The sequence below is a fragment of the Novosphingobium sp. CF614 genome (assembly GCF_900113255.1).
Taxonomy (GTDB): domain Bacteria; phylum Pseudomonadota; class Alphaproteobacteria; order Sphingomonadales; family Sphingomonadaceae; genus Novosphingobium.
This window is the reverse complement of the sequence record NZ_FOOR01000045.1, coordinates 1-7,662: the sequence shown is the minus strand read 5'-3', so window position 1 is coordinate 7,662 and position 7,662 is coordinate 1. Positions and strand designations below refer to the sequence as shown.

Genomic DNA, 7,662 nt, shown 5'->3' with positions numbered 1-7,662 from the left:
AATGAGCAACATCGCCAGCGCTGCTTGATCGCCGAAATTACATCGCCACCCCCCACGGCCGCTCCACCGCTACGTGGGGGATTTTTACCGCTTACATTTGCGCCTCTGGGGGCGCTGGAAATTGCGCTCGCCGCACTGACGGGGGCATTGCTGTTGGTTGCCTGCGAAGTGGAGAAGAAGATCGTCTCAGACACGCCGTGAGCTTAGAAAGTCCCAGCAGCGGGCTCGGGAAACTGCAGCCGCAACTCACGCACTTCGGGATCGGAAACCAGCGATCCTCCATGTGCGCGCATGATCTGGTCGACGATAGCAAGGCCAAGGCCCGCTCCGGACTGGCTGGAGTTTTCTGCCCTGACGTGGCGGTGAACCAACCTCTCGAGTTTATCCGGGGATATGCCGGGACCTTCGTCGCGCACGCGAAGGCAGGGGCCGGGACCGGCCAGTACCAACACCGTCCCCCCCGGCGGCGTTACGCGAAGTGCATTGTCGATGAGATTTCGAACCGCCGCCTGGATTGCTTCGCGCCAGCCCTGAGCCGTCCCATTTTCATCGACGACTTCGAAGGCGAGGTACTTGCCTTCGGATATCGCGGCGGGTGCAAGTGCCGCAGTGCATTCGCGCCCGAGCGTAGCCAGCTCCTGGCTTTGGCGCGGGATGTCGCTCGGCGCGGCGGCCTTGATCTGGGCGAGCAGCAGAAGCTGGTCGATCAGCCGTTGCATGGCCTGCAAGTCGCCCGACAGACGCTTCTTCGCGGTTCCTCCAATCTCCGATAGTTCCAGACGGGCGAGCGCAAGCGGGGTGCGCAATTCATGGGCGACATCGGCGGCGAAAGCTTCCTGCTGGGCAGCGGAGGCGTCGAGACGTCCGAGCAAATCGTTCAAGGCGGCGGCGAAGGGCTGAGCCTCATCAGGGAATTTGGCGATGTCCAGTCGAAAGCCGCGCTCCCGACCGCGCGTTTCCTCGATTTCCCGTGCGGCGTTCTCAAGCGGAAGCAGGGCGCGCCGTACCACGACGATGATCGCGAGAGCTGTCGGAACAATAAACAGCAGGGCGGGCAGGATGACGTGTTCGAAGACCTCGTGCCACGCTTTGCCGGCTGCCTCGCGGGTCGCAAGGTCACTGTAACCCAGATGATAGTCGACAAAGACGATGGCGAGCAGGAGCAGGCTGCTGCACAGGCCCACCGATGCCAGACCCACGAGCAATCGCCGGTAGATGGAGCGACTGGCGTTCATCGCGGGGCGCTTGCCAGCATGTAGCCGACGCCCCGCACCGTGTGGAGCCGGTCCGTCTGGCCATGGTCCTCCAGCTTGCGGCGCAGTCGCGAGATGACCGCCTCGATCGCGTTGGGTGTGACCGGATCGTTGAAGCTGTACAGCGCTTCCTCGATCGTGCCGCGCTGGACTACCGAGCCCTCGCGACGCATCAGCAGTTCCAGCAGATCCGCCTCACGCCGCGACAGGTCCAGCGAATGGCCTGCTACGCTCGCGCTGCGCGTGGCCGTGTCGAAGGTAAGCGCTCCGCTGGTCATGGCCGTGGACGCGCGGTTGCCGGGACGGCGCAGAAGGGCGCGCAATCGTGCCGCAATCTCCTCCACCTCTGCCGGCTTGACGAGATAGTCGTCGGCACCGGCATCAAGGCCGGCAATGCGATCCCCCAGCGCTCCTCGCGCCGTCAGGATCAGCGCAGGCATCATCCGGCCACGGCGACGCGCTTGCGACAGCCAGGCCAGCCCGTCGCCGTCTGGCATCCCAAGGTCAAGAATGACCGCGTCGAACTCCGCGGTGGCCAGGCAGTGTTCGGCCTCGCCCAGCGTGGCCGCGCTATCGCAGGCATACCCTTGGCGTGCTAGTCCGGCCGCGATCAGTGCCGCCAGACGCTCGTTGTCCTCGATGATCAGCAGACGCATGATGGTCGGTACCAGTTCGCGGCGATATGCAACACTAGCGGCGACGCTTCGGCGACGACAAGACCGACTTCAGTCGCGGTCTCCCCGGGCGTCACCTTCGGGGTTCGTACCATGCTCGCCGGATTCCGGCACCTCGCCATTTTCCTTCTCGCCGTTTTCCCATTCTGCCGCTTCGCGTGCCTGCAACTTGAAGGCTTGCGGATCGAGGACGCGAATGCCGGCCACTGCGGCGCCTGCGACCAATAGGGAGAAGAAAAGCGCCAAGGGACCTGCCCGCCGGACGCTGAGGACCGAGGGATGATCTGCCGACTGCTTCTGCCCCGTCACCATGGCGCGCACCAGGTTTTCTCCAGAAAGGAGCGAGGTGGCAACCACGGCTGCGACGTGGATGCCGACGAGACCCAGCAGGAACCAGGCGATCGCTTCGTGCAGGTTCTCCTCTCCGCCGTGCAGCGCTTGCCAACCCGTTGCAATGACGGCGCCGATCATGGCGATGAGCAGCAGCACGGCTATCCCGCCTGCCGGGTTGTGCCCGACAGTCCGTTCGGCACGGGCGGAAGCGAGTGCTTTCAGGTGAGAGAACACGTGGGCGGGCCGGACAAAGCTGGCAAAGAGGGCATGCTCGCCCCCGACCACGCCCCAGACCAGCCGGAAGACGATCAAGACCGCCGCTGCCCACCCTGCGGCCATGTGCCATCCGGCCAAGGCGCTGTCCTCTTCCGAGGAAAGGAAGGCGACCGCGATGGCCGCGACCAGCAGCCAGTGGGACAGCCGCAGGGGAAGATCCCATACCACAAACGTGGCATTGCCGGGGGCAGTCGGGGTTTGCGTAGTCATTGTGGAGTTCCCTGTGTGAATCGGGAGCGGGCCGAGGGGCTATCAGCCCGCTCCCGCAAGGCCGGCTGCGTCAATCGACGGGCCGGTTGGAGCCATCGGTTGACGGGGGAAGGGCCGGAATGCTGACCTTGGGCTGATCGCCCGTGAGCGAGACCAGGAATGCGGTGATGTCGGTCGTTTCTTTTTGCGAGAGCGTCTTGCCGAGTTGGCTCTTGGCCATGACCTTTACCGCTTCATCAAGGCTCCAGACCTTGCCCGTGTGGAAATACGGCGCGGTCAAGGCAATGTTTCGCAGGCTCGGCACCTTGTAGGCATAGCGGTCGGCCTCGTCCCCGGTGACGCTGAAACGGCCGAGATCGCCTGGTGGAAGGAGTTCCGCAGGCGGGGCCCAGGTCACGCCGAACTTGGCGTACATCGCGCCGCCCATGTTGACGCCGCCGTGGCACGCTGCGCAGCCGCTATCCATGAAAGCCTTCAGACCTCGCCGCTCCGCTGCGCCCAATGCCTTTTCGTCGCCGTTGAGGAAGCGGTCGAAGGGGGCGTTCGGCGTCACCAGCGTTGCCTCGTAGGCGGCAATCGCCATCTGGACGTTGCCCATCCGGATCGCGTGCTGGTCGCCGGGAAAGGCCTTGGCGAACATCGTCGAATAGCCGGGAATGCTCTTGATCGTCGCTACCGCTTGTTCGGCGGGCATGGCCATTTCAACCGGGTTGGACACCGGGCCGCCGGCCTGCTCAACCAGGTCCTTCGCGCGTCCGTCCCAGAATTGCGCGGTGTTGTAGGCGGCGTTGAGCACTGTCGGCGCGTTGCGCCCACCATGCTGCCAGCGGTGCCCCAGCGAAGTCGAACGGGCGTCGGCACCGCCCAGGCCGATGTTGTGGCAATCCGCACAAGCGATCGCATGGCTCGCCGAAAGACGTGGATCGAAATACAACGCGGTGCCGAGCGCCACGAGCTCCGGGGTAGGCGTTACGCCGGGCAGTTCGGCCGGCCCTTTGGGCAACGGTTTGAACTGCGCGCGCGCGGCCAAAATCAACGGATCGCTGCTGGTTGCCAGCGGACTGGCTTCGTTTGTGCTGTCGGAAGCGCTGCAACCCGTGAGCGAAAGCGCCGCGAACCCAGCCAGAGCGAAGACCTGTTTCACTACATATCCCCGTTGAACTTCAGGGGCGAGTTACGATCGCTGTCTGACGGCTAGCTGACGCATTCCGATTGATGTCACGATCCGGCAATGGCGCAGATTTTCCACCCTTAGCTGGCCGACGCCGCTGGCAAAAATGCCCAAATTATCTACGGGAGAGCGGCCTATTGCACCTCGAGATACGCGAGGTGCAATAGTGACATTGCCATGATTTGCACAACAAAGTTTGTCAATTTAGAGTCCCCTGACTAGGAGGAACCCCTGCGACTTCAGTCGGATACTGGCTTCAGCCGCAGACTCGCGTGGTAGCCTGTAACCTCGGGAAAAACGGAAGCTTCACGCCTTCGGCGACTTCCGTTTTTCCCGAGGTTACAGGCTATGGCGTATCGCTCCGGTTGTCACACGACATTTCATCATCGCTACCATCTCGTCTGGGCACCGAAGTACCGGTACAAGGTGTTCATCGGCGATGTGCGCCTCAGGGTGCGCGAGATCATCAAGCAGGTGTGCAACGAAATGGGCGTGACCATCGTCAACGGCGCACTGTCGCGCGATCACGTGCACATGTTCGTCGAAATCCCGCCGCATGTCTCGGTCGGCGACTTATATGAGGAGGGGCAATAGGGAACTTTCGTCAGGGTGACATTTGTTGCCTTCTCGGTTGTTTCGGTATCCATGGTCTGAGCCCGATTGCATGACGCGGCTCGTTGCCGAGCCAGATCCAACTTGTATACGGTCGCTGTTCGAGACAGCGGCACCAACATCCCGCTTGCGGCGGACAGGGGCTCAGGGAGGACGGGAGCATTCTTCGATAACGGTCTTCAGGACCATTCGCTGACTCGGTCGTCCAACCCGGATCCGCCAGGACTGAGGGGTCCTGGAAGATTGCAGAATTTGGTTCAGCTGACGCGTTAAGCGGTCTTCATGATTGCACCCTCGATGACGACGCCGGCGTTGACATATTTCCATAGCGCGACGAGCAGTTTGCGAGCGAGCGCCACGATCGTCGCCTTCTTGAGACGGCCGCCGTTGCGGCTGACCCGGTCGTCGAACCACAACGCCAGCGCCGATTGCGGTTGATGGCGCAGCCACAGCCAGGCCATTTGGATCATCGTTGTTCGCAGCCTTGAGTTGCCAGCTTTCGAGACCCCCTGGTCGTGATCGACCGAGCCGCTTTGCCAGGGGGGCGGTGCAAGGCCCGCATAGGCGGCAACCTGTCGTCTGTTGTCGAAGCGACGCGACAGACCCTCCGACCACAAGACAGCGGCAAACTCTGGCCCGATGCCCTTCAGTTCGAGCAGCATTGCCGGTGCAGGCGAGACTACCGGCATGGCAGCGAGCATAGCATCGCGCGCGGACTCAACCGCCTTGATCTGCTCAAGCAGCAGTTCGAGCCTGTCGAGTTCCCGGCCGATCTGCGCCTGCATATGTGTCGGCAAAGATCGGCCGTCACCGGTCTTGAGTGCATCCAGTTGCTTACGCCGGTCGCAGTGCAGCGGTTCGTAGCCGGACACGCCCTGGCTGAACAGCAGACCCTTGATGCGGTTGACGTGTCGTACGCGCTCGGTCGTCAAGGCTTTGCGCTCACGCGAGATACGGCGGCGGTCTTCCTCCTCGGGCGTCGGCACCCGGAGCATCGCACACACCCGCGGCTCGCCGCGCTTGTAGGACAGCAACGCCCGCACCAGCGCCTCGCCGTCGATCCTGTCAGTCTTGGCTCGGCGCCGCCGACGCGAGATCGCAATCGACGCCGGATCGACGACGTGACTTTCGATCCCTTTCGCGTGCAGCACGCGGTGGATCCAGAAACCGTCGAGCCCGGCCTCCTGGATCACGATGATCGGGTAGCGCCGTCCGGTCCGCCCCTGCGCCTTCCTGTTGAGCTCGGCAAAGCGCGCTGGCATGCCAGCGACATCGTCGGCCGCCACCATGTGTTTGGACATCTTCTCCCCGCCACCCGGCGACAGCGAGGTGATCAGCCATTTTGAGCGGCTGAGTTCCAAAGAGACAAAAATTGCGCCAAGATCGGTACGGATCGCGGTCGAAGCTTCGGTTCGGGTTGCCGTCGTAAAGGGCATGCTGATCTCCGGAGTGGGTAACTATGCGACCTCACTCTGCACTAGCGCAGGCCGCTATCCACCCTCCTCATGGGATCTTCGTGCGCCGGGCAAAGGGGCGATCATCTCGCAAAATCCAGCAGGAGTTCGAGCACATCCGCAAGCGGTACTGGGGACAACGCTTCTGGCAACGCGGCTACTTCTCGACCACATCCGGCAACATCACCGATGACATCATCATGCGTTATCTCGACCGACATATCCACAAGGATGGCTTGAGCCCCTCCGCATGATCCTACCGGCGTCAGCCGGTGAGTCATTCAGCGAAAGCCTTCGGTCGATGAGCGTGGATCGGAGGCGGGCGATGGTTGAAGCTGCTCACCACCGCTTGTCGATCTCGGCGCAGTGCCGCCTGCTGCGGATCAGCCGCTCGTCCTATTACTACGCCCCGGTGCCAGAAACGGACGAGACGCTGGCACTGATGACGGTAATCGACGAGACCTTCATGGAATGCCCATGGTACGGCAGCTGCCAAATGGCGCGGCACCTGCGACGCGATGGCCGGGATATTGGTCGCCGTCGCGCACGTCGGCTGATGGCGAAGATGGGCCTGACGCCGATCTACCAGCGGCCGCGCACGAGCGATCCGCACCCGTGGCATCGCGTCTATCCGTACTTGCTGCGCAAGTTGGCAATCGAGCGGCCCAACCACGTCTGGTGTGCCGACGTGACCTACATCCCGATGCGGCGCGGATTCCTCTACCTGGTGGCGGTCATGGACTTGGCAACCCGCAAGGTGCCGGCCTGGCGGTTGTCGAACACCATGGATGCCGGCTTCTGCGTCGCGGCGTTGGAGGAGGCACTGGCCCGGTTCGGAAGGCCTGAGATCTTCAACACCGATCAGGGCAGCCAATTTACGTCACAAGCCTTCACCAGCGTGCTGCGCGACGCCGAAGTCCGCATCAGCATGGACGGCCGGGGGCGCTGGATGGACAATGTCTTCATCGAGCGCCTCTGGCGATCCTTGAAGTACGAGTGCGTCTATCTCCATGCCTTCGAGACCGGCTCGGAGCTGCGGGCTGGCCTTGGCCGATGGATCACCTGTTACAACACCCAGCGTCCGCACTCGGGCCTGGCCGGGGAACCCCGGTGGAGGCCTATCGGCGGATCGGGCAATCAGATATCATGGGAGGCATGCCTCCCATGATATCTGATGATCAAACAGGCGGCATGAACGGCAACCGGGATTAGCTTATACCAGAGGCCTTGGCTACTGACTCATGGACTGACCGGTTGATCTGGTGAGCGTTTTTTTGGCCGGGCGCTTCCCAATGGATCGGGATTGTGATTCGATGAGCCTCGCCGATTTTGCGGGAGGGGTCGATGAGCCAGGCGATAGCGATAACAAACTAGGAATATTCAGCAGCGGATTTGCGGCGGCTGATGTCGAAGCAGAAAGATGGCCAAGTGGCTGCGCCAACTTGCGCTGACGCGGTTGCAGCCGCGCCCGTTCCATCCGAAGAAGGACGCCGTGGCGCAGGAGAGTTTTAAAAAAACTTCAGCAGCTTGAGCCGTGATGCCTTGCCGGCAAGTGCGGTCGGCAAGGCGATCGAGGTGTGGTTCCAGGACGAAGCCAGGGTCGGACAGAAGGGCTCGATCGAATATGTCTGGGCACCGATCGGCTCCCGTCCGCCTATGGTGCGCGACAATCGGCATGG

General features: G+C 62.6%; 9 protein-coding genes and 1 pseudogene. 5 read left to right on the top strand and 5 right to left on the bottom strand.

The genetic code is table 11. From position 1 onward, the window contains the following. Positions 1–201 (top strand): hypothetical protein (locus tag BM052_RS20140; RefSeq protein ID WP_218151589.1); only part of this gene is annotated, 201 nt, incomplete at its 5' end. Positions 202–203: 2 nt separating this feature from the next. On the opposite strand, the gene BM052_RS19040 is transcribed toward BM052_RS20140, so the two are convergent. The 4 genes from BM052_RS19040 to BM052_RS19025 all read right to left on the bottom strand — a co-directional run bounded on the left by BM052_RS19040 (position 204) and on the right by BM052_RS19025 (position 3,890). After that, positions 204–1,235 (bottom strand): sensor histidine kinase, encoded by a 1,032-nt coding sequence (locus BM052_RS19040; RefSeq protein ID WP_091149438.1) that lies wholly within the window; start codon positions 1,233–1,235, stop codon positions 204–206. Beyond that, positions 1,232–1,909: a response regulator gene (locus tag BM052_RS19035; protein WP_091149437.1), complete on the bottom strand. Its 678-nt coding sequence runs from the start codon at positions 1,907–1,909 to the stop codon at positions 1,232–1,234. The genes BM052_RS19040 and BM052_RS19035 overlap by 4 nt, the downstream gene beginning before the upstream one ends. 69 nt (positions 1,910–1,978) lie before the next feature. Beyond that, entirely contained in the window at positions 1,979–2,746 is a 768-nt protein-coding gene (locus BM052_RS19030; RefSeq protein ID WP_091149435.1) for a cytochrome b/b6 domain-containing protein, read from the bottom strand. Between the two features lie 70 nt (positions 2,747–2,816). After that, positions 2,817–3,890: a cytochrome-c peroxidase gene (locus BM052_RS19025; protein ID WP_218151588.1), complete on the bottom strand. Its 1,074-nt coding sequence runs from the start codon at positions 3,888–3,890 to the stop codon at positions 2,817–2,819. Between the two features lie 375 nt (positions 3,891–4,265). On the opposite strand from BM052_RS19025, the gene tnpA reads away from it, so the two are divergent. Beyond that, positions 4,266–4,511: an IS200/IS605 family transposase gene (tnpA, locus tag BM052_RS19020; RefSeq protein ID WP_255406269.1), complete on the top strand. Its 246-nt coding sequence runs from the start codon at positions 4,266–4,268 to the stop codon at positions 4,509–4,511. Between the two features lie 287 nt (positions 4,512–4,798). On the opposite strand, the gene BM052_RS19015 is transcribed toward tnpA, so the two are convergent. Then, positions 4,799–5,965 (bottom strand): IS110 family RNA-guided transposase, encoded by a 1,167-nt coding sequence (locus BM052_RS19015; protein ID WP_091149434.1) that lies wholly within the window; start codon positions 5,963–5,965, stop codon positions 4,799–4,801. Between the two features lie 80 nt (positions 5,966–6,045). On the opposite strand from BM052_RS19015, the gene BM052_RS19010 reads away from it, so the two are divergent. From BM052_RS19010 to BM052_RS19730, 3 genes and pseudogenes are all read left to right on the top strand, one after another. Further along, positions 6,046–6,237: a transposase gene (locus BM052_RS19010; RefSeq protein ID WP_255406268.1), complete on the top strand. Its 192-nt coding sequence runs from the start codon at positions 6,046–6,048 to the stop codon at positions 6,235–6,237. 26 nt (positions 6,238–6,263) lie between these two features. Beyond that, positions 6,264–7,195: pseudogene (locus tag BM052_RS19005) on the top strand (IS3 family transposase); the annotation flags it as partial. Positions 7,196–7,403: 208 nt separating this feature from the next. Beyond that, positions 7,404–7,514 (top strand): helix-turn-helix domain-containing protein, encoded by a 111-nt coding sequence (locus BM052_RS19730; protein ID WP_143084915.1) that lies wholly within the window; start codon positions 7,404–7,406, stop codon positions 7,512–7,514. Positions 7,515–7,662 lie beyond the last annotated feature (148 nt).